At 71.1% G+C, this 13,974-nt stretch carries 14 protein-coding genes; 8 read left to right on the forward strand and 6 right to left on the reverse strand.

Features of this window, described 5'->3' with window-relative positions; all coding sequences use genetic code 11:
• Positions 1-13: 13 nt before the first annotated feature.
• Positions 14-1,237 (forward strand): helix-turn-helix domain-containing protein, encoded by a 1,224-nt coding sequence (locus tag KIS93_RS39385; protein ID WP_080047250.1) that lies wholly within the window; start codon positions 14-16, stop codon positions 1,235-1,237.
• Between the two features lie 219 nt (positions 1,238-1,456).
• Here KIS93_RS39385 and KIS93_RS39390 read toward each other — a convergent pair whose 3' ends face one another.
• The 4 genes from KIS93_RS39390 to KIS93_RS39405 form a co-directional block, all read right to left on the reverse strand.
• Complete coding sequence (locus KIS93_RS39390) at positions 1,457-2,080, reverse strand: TetR/AcrR family transcriptional regulator (protein ID WP_080042880.1); 624 nt, start codon at positions 2,078-2,080, stop codon at positions 1,457-1,459.
• Positions 2,081-2,142: 62 nt separating this feature from the next.
• Positions 2,143-3,048 (reverse strand): class I SAM-dependent methyltransferase, encoded by a 906-nt coding sequence (locus KIS93_RS39395; RefSeq protein WP_080042879.1) that lies wholly within the window; start codon positions 3,046-3,048, stop codon positions 2,143-2,145.
• Between the two features lie 352 nt (positions 3,049-3,400).
• Positions 3,401-3,784 (reverse strand): VOC family protein, encoded by a 384-nt coding sequence (locus KIS93_RS39400; protein ID WP_080042878.1) that lies wholly within the window; start codon positions 3,782-3,784, stop codon positions 3,401-3,403.
• Positions 3,785-3,864: 80 nt separating this feature from the next.
• Positions 3,865-4,224: a metallopeptidase family protein gene (locus tag KIS93_RS39405; protein ID WP_080042877.1), complete on the reverse strand. Its 360-nt coding sequence runs from the start codon at positions 4,222-4,224 to the stop codon at positions 3,865-3,867.
• Between the two features lie 387 nt (positions 4,225-4,611).
• Between KIS93_RS39405 and KIS93_RS39410 the strand changes: the two genes are divergently transcribed.
• From KIS93_RS39410 to KIS93_RS39430, 5 genes are read left to right on the forward strand one after another with little or no spacing between them, the layout of a single operon-like run.
• The gene (locus KIS93_RS39410; RefSeq protein ID WP_080042876.1) at positions 4,612-4,980 is read left to right on the forward strand and encodes a DUF3499 domain-containing protein; all 369 of its coding nucleotides are present in this window, start codon (positions 4,612-4,614) and stop codon (positions 4,978-4,980) included.
• A gap of 44 nt (positions 4,981-5,024) precedes the next feature.
• Entirely contained in the window at positions 5,025-6,374 is a 1,350-nt protein-coding gene (locus KIS93_RS39415) for a phosphomannomutase/phosphoglucomutase (protein ID WP_080042875.1), read from the forward strand.
• A complete protein-coding gene (locus KIS93_RS39420; protein WP_080042874.1) occupies positions 6,371-6,538 on the forward strand; it encodes a Trm112 family protein in 168 nt (55 codons plus the stop codon). The genes KIS93_RS39415 and KIS93_RS39420 overlap by 4 nt, the downstream gene beginning before the upstream one ends.
• A 59-nt stretch (positions 6,539-6,597) precedes the next feature.
• A complete protein-coding gene (locus KIS93_RS39425; protein WP_335673912.1) occupies positions 6,598-7,641 on the forward strand; it encodes an SIS domain-containing protein in 1,044 nt (347 codons plus the stop codon).
• A gap of 51 nt (positions 7,642-7,692) precedes the next feature.
• Positions 7,693-8,622, forward strand: a complete 930-nt coding sequence (locus KIS93_RS39430; protein ID WP_080042873.1) for a cation diffusion facilitator family transporter — start codon at positions 7,693-7,695, stop codon at positions 8,620-8,622.
• A 571-nt stretch (positions 8,623-9,193) separates the two neighbouring features.
• On the opposite strand, the gene KIS93_RS39435 is transcribed toward KIS93_RS39430, so the two are convergent.
• Positions 9,194-10,912: a phosphatidylglycerol lysyltransferase domain-containing protein gene (locus KIS93_RS39435; protein ID WP_222107725.1), complete on the reverse strand. Its 1,719-nt coding sequence runs from the start codon at positions 10,910-10,912 to the stop codon at positions 9,194-9,196.
• A 76-nt stretch (positions 10,913-10,988) separates the two neighbouring features.
• Between KIS93_RS39435 and KIS93_RS39440 the strand changes: the two genes are divergently transcribed.
• On the forward strand, positions 10,989-12,059 hold the full coding sequence (locus tag KIS93_RS39440) for an alpha/beta hydrolase (protein WP_080042871.1): 1,071 nt from the start codon (positions 10,989-10,991) through the stop codon (positions 12,057-12,059).
• Here KIS93_RS39440 and KIS93_RS39445 read toward each other — a convergent pair.
• Positions 12,046-12,378 carry a MerR family transcriptional regulator gene (locus tag KIS93_RS39445; protein ID WP_080042870.1) on the reverse strand — a complete coding sequence of 111 codons (333 nt, stop codon included), beginning with the start codon at positions 12,376-12,378 and terminating at the stop codon, positions 12,046-12,048. The genes KIS93_RS39440 and KIS93_RS39445 overlap by 14 nt on opposite strands.
• 103 nt (positions 12,379-12,481) lie before the next feature.
• Between KIS93_RS39445 and ahcY the strand changes: the two genes are divergently transcribed.
• Positions 12,482-13,909, forward strand: coding sequence for an adenosylhomocysteinase (gene ahcY, locus KIS93_RS39450; RefSeq protein ID WP_080042869.1), 1,428 nt, complete (start codon positions 12,482-12,484; stop codon positions 13,907-13,909).
• Positions 13,910-13,974 lie beyond the last annotated feature (65 nt).

A 13,974-nucleotide genomic window follows, 5' to 3' on the forward strand; every position in this document is an offset into this window, starting at 1 on the left:
GACTGACGACCCGATGCCGCCGCCCCCCACGGTCGGCCAGCGGATACGAATGCTCCGTCTCCGGCGAGGCATGAGCCAGGAGGTCCTGGCCGGGCTCGTCGGCAAGTCGGTGTCCTGGATGAAGGGCGTCGAATCGGGCCGGCTCCAGTCGCAGCCCCGGCTGTCGATCCTCCTGCTGCTGGCCGAAGCCCTTCAGGTCAGGGATCTTTCGGAGCTCACGGGTTCCCGCTCCGTCCCTGTGCGCATGTTCGGCGGCCCCGGTCATGCCGCGCTCGCCTCCGTCCGCGACGCGATCAACGCCACCCCGCTCGCCGTCGGCATCCCGCAGGGAACCGTTCAGCCGTTGAGCGTCCTGCGGGGGCGGCTCGACGCGGCATGGCGTACCCGTCACACGTCCCCGGACCACCGCACCGCCCTCGCGCGGCTCCTGCCCGACCTGCTGCGGGACGCTCAGCTCGCGGTGCACCTGCGTCAGGGCGACGAGAGGCGGCGCGCCAACGCGTTGCTGGCGCAGACCTACGGCCTCACTCAGATGTACGTCGCCTACCAGCCCGCGCAGGAGCTGGTGTGGAGGGTGGCAGACCGCGCGTTGACGGCCGCCCAGGAGTCGGGCGATCCGCTGGCGTTGTCGTGCGCGGTGTGGTTCCTCGTCCAGGCACACCGGGAGAGCGGCGACTACACCGCTGCTCGCAGCATCAACGAGCAGGCGATGGCCGCCCTGGAGCCGCACCTGAGCGAGGGAGGCGTGGATCTGCTGGCGATGTGGGGTGCGCTCACGTTCGAGCTGGGGTTCACGGCTGCCCGGGCGGGTGACGCGGGTGAGGCTTGGATGCACTGGGACGAGGCCGGCCGCGTCGCCGACCGGCTCCCAGGTGACTACTACCAGCCGTGGACGTCGTTCTCCCGGGTGATCATGAAAGCGCATGCGGTGACCGTGGCGGTCGAGCTGCGCCAGGGCGGGGAGTCGGCCCGGCAGGCGGGCAACGCCGAAAGCGTGCCCATCCCGTCGCGGCCCAGGCGAGGCCGTCACCTCATCGAGGTGGCCCGTGCTCATCACCTGCGTCGTGATCAGCCGGCTGTGCTGGGCGCGCTGCAACTGGCGCAACAAGCCGCGCCGGAAACGGTCATGTACAACGGCTTCGCCAGGCGGATGGCTCTGGAACTAGCGGAATCGGGGCCGTCCCATCTGCGTACGCAGGCGCGGGATCTGGCGGATGAGATCGGGCTGACCGTCTGACCGAACAAGGGACACAGTTTGTGTCCGTCTCATCACTCACGGCGCCCTAGGTTCTCCGGTGGCGAGCGTGGCGAAACAGCGTGGCGCATCCACCTGCGCCACGATGCCACGCCGCATGCGGGCGGCCCGGTGCCGTCTCCCCGCCGTCCGCTCGGGCGCGGGCCGGATTCCTGCCGTTCCGGCCCGCGCCTCTTCATGCGAGTGCGACCGACCTCGGGGTCAGGTCCGCGACAAGCCGATCCCTTCCAGAACGGTGTCGGCCAGGTCGTCGACGAACTCGTCCGTGAAGTCCTGGTGGGCGGAGGTGTTGTGCAGGAGGCCCGTGAGGATCGTCTCGTGGCAGACGCCGACGATCATCGCCGTGGCCGCCTCGATCCGGGCGTCCGGGGCGAGGCGGCCCAGCTCGGCCTCCGCCCGCAAGTAGGCGTGGAGCCGGTCGCGCCAGTCCTCGCCGGGCTCGCTCAGCTCCGTGAACGCGGTGAGGACCCGGGGTTGGGCGATCAGGCCGGCGAACGCGGGCAGGACCGCGCGGTGGAACGCCAGGCCGTACGCGATGTGGGTGCGCAGGTTGTCGCGGACGGTGCCGTGGCCGGGGACCGGGAGGTCGCCCATGTCGCGGACCACCGTGCGGAGGTGGGTGCGCAGGGCGAGGGCCAGGAGTTCTTCCTTGTCGGCGAAGTGGTTGTAGAGCACCCCGTCGGCGACGTCCGCCTCGCGGGCGATGGCGCGGACGGTCAGGCCGGCGGTGCCGCGCTCGGCGATCAGGCGGGCGGCCGTGGTGACCAGGTGTTCCCGCAGGCTGAGGTCGGTCCCGCGGAGTGCCGGGGCTTTTCTGGGTGACACCAGGACACCGTACCTAGCGGCTGGGGGCGGGCGTGGGGCCCGAGGCGATGGCCGCCTCCGTCTCAAAGGCGGTCGGCGCGTACCAGCCAGGCGGTGCTGCGCAGGCGGACGGCGGAGCCGGTCTCGAAGGGGCGGAAGGCGGCCTCCAGGGCCGCGCGGGCCGGGGCAGGGTCGGCGTCGGCGAGGTTGTGGCGGACGGGGCCCCAGTCGCTGAAGAACGCGGCCGCGGCGGAGGCATTCTCGCCCCAGTTCGCGATGGCTTCGACGTGGGTGACCGTGATGTTCCTGAAGCCTGCCCGGGTGAGCACGTCGCGGATGTGGTCGGGGTCGGAGAGGGAGAGGGGGCCGGAGCGATCGGGGGTGGGTGACGGCTGGCCAGGGGCAGGTGACGGCTGGCTCAGGGTGGGTGACGGTCGGTCGGGGGCGGGGTTCGGGGTGGTGGACGGCTGCCAGCCCGGCAGGTGCGGCGCTAGGGCCGCCATGACCGTGCCCAGGTCCGTCCCGCGCAGGTCCTTCATCGTCACGAACGCGAGCCGCCCGCCGGGCCGCAGTGCCCGCGCGACGTTGGTGAAGGCGGCGACCGGGTCGCTGAAGAACATCACCGCGAACCTGCTGACCGCCGCGTCGAACGAGCCCGGCGGGAACGGGTGCACCTGGACGTCGCCGCGTTCGAAGGTGACGTTGCGCAGGCCCTCGGCGGTGGCGGTCGAGCGGGCCCTGGCCAGCATCGGCTCCGACAGGTCCACCCCTACGGCGTGCCGGGCGGCGCGGCCGGCGAGCCTGGTGAGCTGGCCGTTGCCGCAGCCGATGTCGAGGACGCGGTCGTGGTCGCCGAGCTGCGCCGCGTCGAGCACGGGCCGGTTGAACCCGCTGTTCACGGCGTCGTAGCGGTCGTGGTGGGCCGCCCAGTGCTCGCCCTCGTAGCCGTTCCACGCCTGCGCCTGCGCGGTGTTGACGATCGTCGCCATGAGGCTGTCCCTCCGTGAACGTGTGTTCATGAACGTACGTTCATAGTGAGGGCGCAGTCGGGCCCGCGTCAACCAGGAAGGGTGATGGTGACAGAAAGTAGCCGATCGTCACCTTGTGTGAGAGGAGGAGGGTGGTGGCGGAGGGTGGGAGTCCGTGGTCGATCCGTCGAAGGCGGCGGTCCTGGAGACGGTGCAGAGGTTCGATCCGGTTCTGGTCACCAACTGTGCCGCCAGTACGGCCGCCGACCCCGCCGCCGCCGTGGTCGTCCCGCCGGAAGTGCCGCTTGTGGGGTGTCTCACGTTCTGGCCGGACAAGAGCGAGCGGCCGGGATCCCGGCCGCTCGCCCGATGGCTATTCGACGATCTCCAGCCCGTTGCCGTCCGGGTCGCGCAGGCTGAACATCGGCGGCACGCCCGGCCAGTTCAGCAGCTCGCCCACCGCCACCCCGCGCTCTGCCAGCTCCTTGTGCAGCGCCGCCGCGTCCGCCACCGTGAGCCGGATGCCCGTCTCGACGCCGGCCTTCGCGTCCGCGCCGGCCGGGACGAGGGCGATCGTGGTCGCGGCCCCGGCCGGCGCCACCTCGATCCACCGCCCGCCGAGCTGCTCGACCGGCGCGTCCACGCGCTTGTCCAGGCCCAGGACGTCCACGTAGAACGCGACCGCGCGATCCTGGTCGGTGACCGGGACGCCGATGGTCCTGATGGCGGTGATGGCTGTGGTTACTCGCTCGCCCATGTCGGGCCTCCTGTCGTCGTTCGTTCGATGAGGTGGACCCGTGCGGGTTCAGGAACTCATCGCGAACGGACGGAGGACGGTCAGCGGCGGTCGTCGTAGCCGGGGTCGACCGTCTCGGGGGCCAGGCCCAGGAGGGTGGCCACCTGCTCCACCACCGTGTCGTGGACCATCGCCCCCAGCATGTCCCTGTCGCGCGCCCTGGCCTCCAGCGGCCGGCGGTACACCACGATCGAGGCCGGGCTCTGGCCGGTGGCGGCGTCGGCGCGGCCGAACGGGATGGGGTCGGAGTTGAGGCGCGGGCCGTCGCCCAGCTCGCTCAGCGGCGGGACGTCCTCCACCGCGAACTCCACCGCCGAGAGCTGCCTCTCCCAGCGCGGCCTGAGGCGGTCGACGGCGTCGAGCACCAGGTCGTCGAAGCGCTCGCTGCGGGACTTGGCCATGGGGACGTGGGAGGGGGCGAGCGGGCCGCGAAGACCGCGGCCGTGGCGATCGCGCCGTCGGGGACCGCGCTTGTGAGTCACGTGTGCAAGTGTACGGGGCCGCGTCCCGGATCCCCGGGACCGCCCGGGCCTGCGCCTTCAGATCTCGTACGTGTCCGAAACTCGCCCGGCGGGATCTCCGGGGCGGTGCGGGGAAGATGGCGGCGGTGGAGAGGATTGGGCAGGTCACGAGGTGGGGAAGCCGGGGAGGGCGGTTGCGGGGCGAGCGGAGGAGGGTTCGGGGCATGTGGGTGGAAACGCTGCGACAGGTGTCCGAATTGTGGCGACACGCTCGTTAAGAGCGCTCAGGTAGTGGCGCCTCGCACTCTTACCAGATACGGTCCCTCCGTGAGCCCCGTCCGCCGCTGTTCCCGCACCGCCTGCAGCCAGCCTGCCGTCTTCACGCTCACGTACGTATACGCCGACTCGACCGCTGTTCTCGGCCCTCTGGCGACGTACGCCGAGCCACACTGTTATGACCTGTGCGCCGAACACGCCGAGCGGCTGACCGCCCCCCGCGGCTGGGAGGTGGTGCGGCTGCCGACGGACGGCGCCTCGCCCAGCTCCGACGATCTCGAAGCGCTGGCCAACGCCGTCAGGGAGGCCGCGCGTCCCACGTCGTCCGGCGGAGGTGAGCCGGTCGGTCAGGGCGTGGAGGTGAGCCGGCGCGGGCACCTGCGTGTTCTGAGATCGGCCCAGCAGCACCGCGACCGGTAGGCTCGTCTCGTACGGCGGAAACGACCTAGGGGCGGAGCTGGAGAGTGGGCGACCTCGCCAAGATCTTCAAAGCGTACGACGTTCGCGGGGTGGTGCCCGACGAGCTGGACGAGCCGACCGCCGAGGCCGTGGGGGCGGCGTTCGTCGAGGTGACCGGGGCCGGGTCGGTGGTGGTCGCGCACGACATGCGCGAGTCGTCCCCGCTGCTCGCCGACGCGTTCATCAGGGGCGCCCGCTCGCGCCGCGCCGACGTGGTGCACGCCGGGCTGGGCTCGACCGACCTGCTCTACTACGCCAGCGGCAGCCTGGGGCTGCCCGGGGTGATGTTCACCGCGAGCCACAACCCCGCCCGCTACAACGGCATGAAGATGTGCCGGTCGGGCGCGGTGCCGATCGGCGGCGACACGGGCCTGACGGAGATCCGCGACCGGGCGGCGCAGCTCGTCGGGGTGACGGCCACGCCGTCCGGCTCGCTGATCGAGAAAGACCTGCTCAAGGGCTATGCCGACCACCTGCGTAGCCTGGTCGACCTGCGCGGCATCCGGCCGCTGAAGGTGGTCGTCGACGCCGGCAACGGCATGGGCGGTCACACGGTGCCCGCCGTGTTCGAGGGCCTGCCGATCGAGCTGACCCCGCTCTACTTCGAGCTCGACGGCACCTTCCCCAACCACGAGGCCAACCCGCTGGAGCCGCAAAACCTCGTCGACCTCCAGCGTGCCGTCGTCGACAACGGCGCCGACATCGGGCTCGCCTTCGACGGCGACGCCGACCGCTGCTGGGTGATCGACGAGCGGGGCGAGTCGGTCTCGCCGTCGGCGATCACGGCGCTGGTGGCAACGCGCGAGCTGGCCAAATACCCCGGCTCCACGATCATCCACAACCTCATCACGTCGCTCGGCGTGCCGGAGATCGTGCGCGAGCACGGCGGCGTGCCGGTGCGCACGAGGGTGGGGCACTCGTTCATCAAGGCCGAGATGGCCAGGTCGGGCGCGGTGTTCGGGGGCGAGCACTCGGCCCACTACTACTTCAGGGACTTCTGGTTCGCCGACTCCGGGCTGCTGGCCGCCATGCACGTGCTGGCCGCGCTGGGCGAGCAGGAGCGCCCGCTGTCGCAGGTCGTGGGCGCCTACTCGCGTTACCACGCCTCCGGCGAGATCAACAGCCAGGTGTCCGACCAGGCGGAGGCGCTGCGGCGGGTGCGGGAGGCGTTCGAGGGGCGCGGCGAGCCCGACGAGCTCGACGGGCTGACCGTGCGCGGCGACGGCTGGTGGTTCAACCTGCGGCCCTCCAACACCGAGCCGCTGCTCAGGCTGAACGCCGAGGCGGCCGACGAGAGCAAGATGACGGCGATCAGGGACGAAGTCCTCGCCATTGTGGGAAAGGTGTCAGAGTGAAGATCGACGACTGGCTGCTGGAGATCCTCGCCTGCCCGGCGTGCAAGGCCCCGCTGCGGGCCGAGAACGAGGCCGAGGAGCTCGTCTGCACCGGCTGCGGGCTGATCTACCCCGTCCGGGATGACATTCCCGTCCTGCTCGTCGATGAGGCCAGGAAGCCGTGACCTGGGAGCCGGAGCGGCTTGACGACCAGCGTCACCTCAGTGAGGGCGATCCTGGCGGCATGCTCCCGGCCGTCGCGGCCTCCGCGGCCCACGTACGCACCGGCTACCGCAACGCCGTCGAGGCCCGCGTCGACCGCCTGGCCGACCACGGGCGCCCGCGTGCCATCGTGGTCGCGGGCATGGGCGGCTCCGGCGTCGCCGGCGACATCCTGGCGGCGGTCGTCGGCAACGGCGCGCCGCTGCCGATCGTGACCGTGCGCTCCTACCAGCTTCCCGGCTGGGTGGGGGCCACCGACCTGGTCATCGCCGTGTCCGGCTCGGGCGACACCGAGGAGACGCTGGCCGTCGCCACCCAGGCGGTGCGGCGCGGCTGCGCGCTGCTCGGCGTCGGCGCCCCCGGTTCCCCGCTGGAGGCCATCGCCACCCAGGCGTCGGCCGTCTACGTGCCGGTGCCGGTCACCGGCCCGTCCAGGGCCAACCTGTGGCTGCTGAGCATCCCCCCGATCGTGGCGGCGGCGGCGCTGCGGCTGGTGCAGGCCGACGCCGACCTGTTCGAGCGGGTGGCCGCCGCGCTGGAGGACATGGCGCACCGGTGCCGGCCGACGAGCGAGTCGTTCATCAACCCCGGCAAGTCGCTGGCGATGGACCTCGCCGAGAGCGTGCCGATGATCTGGGGGTCGTCGCCCGCGGCGGCCGTGGCCGCGTACCGGCTGGCCTGCCAGCTCAGTGCGAACGCCAAGTATCCCGCCCTCCACGGCGAGCTGCCCGACGTCGGCCACCACCAGGTGGCCGCCCTCGACGGCCCCCTGGCCGAGCGCGACATCTTCGCCGACACCTCCGGGCGCACGCTCAAGCTCGTCGTGCTGCGCGACGTCGAGGAGCACCCTCAGGTGACGCGGCGGCGCGAGGCGTCGCTGCGCGCGGCGCGGGAGCGCGACGTGCCCGTCACCGAGCTGACGGCCGAGGGGGAGCATCCGCTGGAGCGGATGGCCGGCCTCATCGGGCTCGGCGACTATGCGAGTACGTATCTCGCGCTCGGTTATGACATCGACCCGACCCCTGTGTCAGCGATCACTGAGGTAAAGGCAAGAATTTCCCAATAGGATCCACTTTCAGGCCTTTAAGTACGTGATCTTTATGACTGGAGCAGACCGGTGAGCGCGAGCGGCGGAACCAAAGCGATCATTGCGGCCTTGGCTGCGAACCTGTCCATTGCCGTGGCCAAATTCGTGGCAGCGTTCTTCACCGGCTCCTCCTCGATGCTGGCCGAAGGCATCCACTCCGTCGCCGACTCGGGCAACCAGGTGTTGCTGCTGATCGGCGGCAAGCGGGCCGCCAGGGCCAGCACCAAGGAACACCCCTTCGGCTACGGGCGCGAGCGTTACTTCTACGCCTTCGTGGTGGCCGTGGTGCTGTTCACGATCGGCGCCGCGTTCTCGATCTACGAGGGCGTGCACAAGATCCAGGAAGGGCACCCCGTCGAAGAGCCCATCTGGGCCTTCGCGGTGCTGATCTTCGCGATCATCGCCGAGGCGTTCTCTTTCCGTACGGCGATCAAGGAATCGAACCACGTCCGCGGCAAGCAGTCGTGGGTGTCGTTCGTGCGCCGCTCCAAGTCGCCCGAGCTGCCCGTCATCCTCCTGGAAGACCTCGGCGCCCTGCTCGGCCTGATCTTCGCGCTGTTCGGCGTCACGATGGCCGTGATCACCGGCGACGGCGTCTGGGACGGCATCGGCACCCTGATGATCGGCGTGCTGCTGGCCGTGATCGCCATCGTGCTGGCTGTCGAGATGAAGTCCCTGCTCGTCGGCGAAGGCGCCTCGCCCGAGGTCGAGACCCAGATCCGCGCCGCCCTCGAAGGGGCGCCCGAGGTGGCCCGCATCATCCACATGCGCACGCTGCACCTGGGGCCCGAGGAGCTGCTGGTGGCCGCCAAGATCGCCGTCGAGCACAACGACACGGCGGCCGAGGTGGCCCACGGCATCGACGAGGCCGAGCGGCGCATCCGCGAGGCGGTGCCGATCGCGCGCGTCATCTACCTGGAGCCGGACCTGGACCGGCTCAAGAGCACCTCCGCTTCCTGACCGTACGGGCCGCCGCCCCGTCGCCAAGGTGACCCGGGCGCGGTGGCCGGGGTCCTTTTGGGGGAGAGTGGGCGGCGGTGCCCGCCGCCCGCGGGCCTGGCGCGTTCGCTCGCGGGGCCGCCCGCGGGCTGGGCAAGGGCCGCTCACATGCTCGCGGGGCCGCCCACAGGCTGGGGCAGGAGCGCTCGCGGGACCGCGTGGGGGCGACGGGGTCGCTCGCAGGCTCGCAGAGCGAAGCTGCTCGCGTGCTTGGCGCTGCTGCCTGCGTGCTCGGCGCTGCCGCCTGTGCGCTCGCGATGCTGCCCAGGGCTCGTGCAGCCGGCTGCGGGCTCGGCAGAATCGCCTACGGCCGGGTAGGCAAAGCTGATGGGCTCGGCGGCGTCGCCTGCCGGCTCCCGAAGCCGCCTGGGAGCTCGCGCCGTCGCCTGCCTGCTCGGCGCGCTGTCGCGTGGGAGCTCCCACCCGTCGCCTGCGGGTTCGGCGCGGTGTCGCCTGTGGGCTGAGGAGGCCGCCGCTGCGCCTGGGGGCGGGCGTGGGGGATGGGTCAGCCGGTTGGGGCGCTGGGCGTACCTCATGTGGAAGCGCGGGTGCGGCGGTGGGGCAGGAGGAGCGGGAGAGAGGCCGGGCGGGGGCGGAGGGGGCGGGTCAGGGTGAGGAAGGCCTCCGCTTGCAGGGCCGATACTCCGATGCGGGGAAGGTCCCGGGCGTTCGGGTAGACGACGAAGCGTGGCTCCCAGATGGGGCGGAACTTGGCGTTGAAGCGGTACAGCGACTCGATCTGGAACCAGTGGGACAGGAACAGCAGCACCCCGCGCCAGGCCCGCAGCACCGGCCCGGCGCCGAGGCGTTCGCCGCGGGCCAGGGCGGCGCGGAACATGGCGAAGTTGAGTGACACCTGGGTGATGCCCAGGGAGGGCGCGGCCTGGAGGGTCTTGACGATCAGGAGCTCGTTCAGGCCGGGGTCGGCGGCGCGGTCGCGGCGCATGAGGTCGAGGGAGATCCCGTGGGGGCCCCACGGCACGTAGTGCTGGAGGGCGACGAGCTCGCCGGAACGGTGGGCCGTGACGACCAGGCAGGCGGGGTCCTCGGGGTCGCAGAAGCGGCCGAGCGCCATGGAGTAGCCGCGTTCGGTCTGGGTGCCGCGCCAGGCGTCGGCGGCCTGCTGGAGGCGTACCCGCTCGTCGTCGCCGAGGTCGGCGACGCGGCGGACGCGGCAGGTGTGGCCGGCCCGTTCGACGCGGTTGACCATCTGGCGGACGTTGCGCATGGCCCGGCCCTCCAGGGTGAAGCCGGCGACCTCGACCACGGCCTCGTCGCCGAGCTCCAGGGCGGACATGCCGGTCTCGCGGGTCCACACCTCGCCGGCGGTCTCGCCGCAGCCGATGACGGCCGGCACCCAGGCGTGCCGGCGCGCCTCGGCGATGAACGCCCTGATCACGGCCGGCCACGCCTCGCGGTCGCCGAGGGGGTCGCCGCTGGCGAGCATGACGCCGGACACGACCCGGTAGGCGATGGCCGCCTTCCCGGACGGGGAGAACAGCACGCTCTTGTCGCGGCGCAGCGCGAAGTAGCCGAGCGAGTCGCGTTCGCCGTGCCGGTCGAGCAGGCCGCGCAACCGGAGCTCGTCGTCCGCGCTGAGCACGGCGTTGGGGCGTTCGGGGCGCAGCGCGAGGTAGAGGGTGGTGACGGCGGTCAGCGTGCCGAGGGCGAGCAGCGAGAAGTAGACGAGGTCCGACACGCGTTCGCTGGTGAACGTGACCGGCCCCTCCACCCCGGCCAGGCCGAGCAGCACGTGCTCCAGCCGGTCGGCCACGCCGGGATGGCCGGCCACGGCCCGGGGGCGCAGGCTGAGGATGAGGTAGCCGAGCCCCACGTCGAGGGCGCCGAGCACGGCGAGGTTGGTCAGGGCGCGCCAGCGCGAGCGCGGGTCGGGCAGCGCCGTGAACTCGCGCCGGCCCGCGACGAGCCCGGCCAGCAGGAGCAGGCCGGTCAGGGCGGAGGCGGGGTGGTGGTGCACCGCCCCGACGGCGGCGCTGACCGGCAGCAGCACCACGACGGCCCGCCAGGCCCTGACCTTCCCGCGGCGCAGCGCGTGCGCGATCATCACCAGCATGATGCCGACGACCAGCGAGGACGCCCTGGCGACGGTGGTGACGATGCCGGGCAGCACGCCGGACCACTCGCTCATGCGGGAGTGGTCGAAGTGCGGGAAGACGGCCTTGGCGATGTCGAGCAGACCGATCGTGGATGTGGCGTATCCCGTCGCGGCGGGGATCCAGGAACGCTTCACGTTCGCCGATTGAAGACCCGCCGGGTTAATCTCCGCGTTAACTCCTGGCTTACGGCCGTCCCGGTAAGCCAGCCTCATGGGACTCACGTCGTCCGGACTGCTGGTGACGATCTCGGTGCTGGCCGGGGCCGCCCTCGTGGCGGCGGTGTGGTGGTGGCCGCGGCTGGGCGCGCGCAGCGTGGCCGCCGTGGCGGGCAGGGTGGGCGTGCTGCTGCTGTGCCAGGTGCTCACGCTGGCGGCGCTCGGGCTGGGCGTCAACGGGTACTTCGGCTTCTACGAGTCGTGGAGCGACCTGCTGGGCACCGACACGGGCACGGCGCCGATCACGATCGCCGGCTCGGGGCTGCAGGTGCTGGCGGCCCACGCGGTCCGTGGCGGGCGGATCGAGCAGGTGATCCTGCCGGGGCCGGCGACGGGGCTGAGCGAGGAGGCGTACGTCTTCCTGCCGTCGGCCTACCTGCGCGAGCCGGCGAAGCGCTTCCCGGCGATCATCGCGTTCACCGGCTATCCCGGCGACCCGCGCAACCTCATGACGCGGCTGCACCTGCCCGACCGGATGGCGCAGGCGCTCTCACGGCACCAGGTGGATCCGACGATCCTGGTGATGATGCGGCCGAGCGCGGTGCTGCCGCGCGACACGGAGTGCGTGGACGTGCCGGGCGGCCCGCAGGTGCAGCAGTACTTCGCCCAGGACGTCAGGCAGGACATGATCGCTCACTACCGGGTGGCGCCCGGGCGGGACTCGTGGGGCATCCTGGGCGGCTCGACCGGCGGCTACTGCGCGCTGAAGATCGTCATGAGCCATCCGGAGGCGTTCTCGGCGGCGGTCTCGCTCTCCGGCTACTACAAGACGATCATCGACGGCACGACGGGAGACCTGTTCGCCGGGCGCGGGTCCGTCGAGGAGCGCAATGATCTCATGTGGCGGCTGGCGCACCTGCCCGCGCCGGCCGTGAACGTGCTGGTGACCAGCAGCAAGAGGGGCGAGGCCGACTACGCGGCGACCGAGCGGTTCCTGGCCGCCGTGCGGCCGCCGATGCGGGCGTCCTCGCTGATCCTGCCGAGCGGCGGCCACAACTTCAACACGTGGAACCGCGAGCTGCCGCAGGCGCTGCCCTGGCTGGCCCAGCAGCTCACCGTGGATTGAGCAGGCGCAGGGCCTTCTCCTTCTCGAAGTCGAGGGCGCGGCGGGGCACCTGGATGCGCCCGATGCGCACGCCGAGGTCGCGGACGGCGGCCGCCACGGACGGCTCGCTCAGCACCCGCAGCGCGAACGCCAGCTCCGCCGGCGACACGTCGAACCGTTTCTCCAGCTCCACCCCCTGAGCCACGGCGGCCAGCTCGTCGGGCCCGAACCTGCGGTGCGACCCCTGCTCGCGCACGGGTGGCAGCAGGCCGAGAGCCTCCCGGTACCGGAGCATTCGAGGGGACATGCCGAGCCGCTTGGCCGCTTCCGTGATGCGCATTCTTACATTCTTACGTCAGATTCCAGCTCCGCGAGATGCGTCCTCGAGTGAGGGCCGCTTAGACTCATCGGCGACAACCATCAGTGACGCGAGGGGAAACCCGATGGACTTCAAGGTCGCAGACCTTTCACTTGCCGACTTCGGCCGTAAGGAAATCCGGCTCGCCGAGCACGAGATGCCCGGCCTCATGGCGGTTCGCAAGGAGTACGCGGCCTCCCAGCCCCTTCGCGGCGCGAAGATCATGGGCTCCCTGCACATGACGATCCAGACGGCCGTCCTCATCGAGACGCTGGTCGCCCTGGGCGCCGAGGTGCGCTGGGTGAGCTGCAACATCTTCTCCACCCAGGACCACGCCGCCGCCGCGGTCGTTGTCGGCCCCGACGGCACCGTCGACGACCCCAAGGGCGTGCCGGTGTTCGCCTGGAAGGGCGAGACGCTGGAGGAGTACTGGTGGTGCACCGAGCAGGCCCTCACCTGGCCCAATGGTGACGCCCCCAACATGATCCTCGACGACGGCGGCGACGCGACCCTGCTCGTCCACAAGGGCGCCGAATACGAGAAGGCCGGCGCCGTACCCCCGGCGACCGCTGAAGACCCGGAGGAGTGGCACGTCATCATCGACCTGCTCACCCGCACGGTCGGCGCCGACAAGAAGTGGACCCGGATCGCCGAGAGCATCAAGGGCGTCACCGAGGAGACCACGACCGGCGTGCACCGCCTGTACGAGATGCACAAGAACGGCCAGCTCCTCTTCCCGGCGATCAACGTCAACGACTCGGTCACCAAGTCGAAGTTCGACAACAAGTACGGCTGCCGCCACTCCGTCATCGACGGCCTCAACCGCGCCACCGACGTGCTCATCGGCGGCAAGGTGGCCGTGGTCTGCGGCTACGGCGACGTCGGCAAGGGCTGCGCCGACGCGCTGCGCGGCCAGGGCGCCCGCGTCATCGTCACCGAGATCGACCCGATCTGCGCGCTCCAGGCGGCCATGGACGGCTTCCAGGTGACGACGCTGGACGAGGTCGTCGGCATCGCCGACATCTTCGTGACCTGCACGGGCAACTTCAACATCATCACCGCCGAGCACATGGCGAAGATGAAGCACCAGGCGATCGTGTCCAACATCGGCCACTTCGACAACGAGATCGACATGGCCGGCCTGGCGAAGACCCCCGGCATCGTCAAGAACAACATCAAGCCGCAGGTCGACGAGTGGGTCTTCGAGGACGGCCACTCGATCATCGTGCTCGCCGAGGGCCGCCTGATGAACCTGGGCTGCGCCACCGGCCACCCCAGCTTCGTCATGTCCAACTCGTTCACCAACCAGGTGATCGCGCAGATCGAGCTGTTCACGAAGACCAGCGAGTACCCGATCGGCGTCTACACGCTGCCGAAGCACCTGGACGAGAAGGTCGCCCGCCTGCACCTCGACGCGCTGGGCGTCAAGCTCACCGAGCTGACGAAGGAGCAGGCCGCCTACATCGGCGTCCACGTCGAGGGCCCGTACAAGTCGGACCACTACCGGTACTGAACCCTCATGGGAAGAAGCTCCGGGAGATTCACCTCTCGGAGCTTTCCCTTCTTCCTGTTGTACGG

The organism is [Actinomadura] parvosata subsp. kistnae, assembly GCF_900323885.1.
Lineage (GTDB): Bacteria > Actinomycetota > Actinomycetes > Streptosporangiales > Streptosporangiaceae > Nonomuraea > Nonomuraea composti.

Excerpts from the sequence above, each read along its gene's own strand:
- KIS93_RS39385 (WP_080047250.1), top strand. The coding sequence starts at position 14 with ATGCCGCCGCCCCCCACGGTCGGCCAGCGGATACGAATGCTCCGTCTC.
- ahcY (WP_080042869.1), top strand. The coding sequence starts at position 12,482 with ATGGACTTCAAGGTCGCAGACCTTTCACTTGCCGACTTCGGCCGTAAG.
- KIS93_RS39395 (WP_080042879.1), bottom strand. The coding sequence starts at position 3,048 with ATGGCGACGATCGTCAACACCGCGCAGGCGCAGGCGTGGAACGGCTAC.
- KIS93_RS39400 (WP_080042878.1), bottom strand. The coding sequence starts at position 3,784 with ATGGGCGAGCGAGTAACCACAGCCATCACCGCCATCAGGACCATCGGC.
- KIS93_RS39445 (WP_080042870.1), bottom strand. The coding sequence starts at position 12,378 with ATGCGCATCACGGAAGCGGCCAAGCGGCTCGGCATGTCCCCTCGAATG.
- KIS93_RS39425 (WP_335673912.1), top strand. The coding sequence starts at position 6,598 with ATGCTCCCGGCCGTCGCGGCCTCCGCGGCCCACGTACGCACCGGCTAC.
- KIS93_RS39440 (WP_080042871.1), top strand. The coding sequence starts at position 10,989 with ATGGGACTCACGTCGTCCGGACTGCTGGTGACGATCTCGGTGCTGGCC.
- KIS93_RS39405 (WP_080042877.1), bottom strand. The coding sequence starts at position 4,224 with ATGGCCAAGTCCCGCAGCGAGCGCTTCGACGACCTGGTGCTCGACGCC.